Raw genomic sequence first — 389 nt, 5'->3', positions numbered from 1 at the left:
ACCGGGGCGCTGTCACTGAGCAGGTAGCTCAGGCGCTCGGCCGGGTGCGACGGGTCCACCGGTACATAGCAGGCGCCGGACTTGAGGATCGCCAGCAACCCGGCCAGGGTGTCCAGCCCGCGCCGGGCAACGATGGCCACGCGATCGTCGGGTTTTACCCCCAGCGCCAGCAGGTGATGGGCCAGCAGGTTGGCTTGTTGATTCAACTCGGCGTAGGTCAGCTGGCGGCCTTGATACACCGCGGCCACCGCGTCCGGGGTCAGCAGGGTCTGGGCCTCGATACGCCCATGCAGGGTGGTGCCTTGGGGGAAGTCGGTGGCTGTCGCGTTGAACTGCTCCAGCAGATGCCGCTGCTCCGCCTCGGGCAGCACCGACAAGCGATTCAAGGG

1 protein-coding gene is annotated in these 389 nt (G+C 67.6%); it reads right to left on the bottom strand.

The genetic code is table 11. The features are described from left to right. On the bottom strand, positions 1 to 389 hold a 389-nt coding region (locus HX846_RS40155; RefSeq protein WP_256740489.1), incomplete at both ends, for an AMP-binding protein.

The organism is Pseudomonas sp. K5002 (assembly GCF_013386655.1).
Lineage (GTDB): Bacteria > Pseudomonadota > Gammaproteobacteria > Pseudomonadales > Pseudomonadaceae > Aquipseudomonas.
This window is presented reverse-complemented; position numbering and strand designations above follow the sequence as displayed.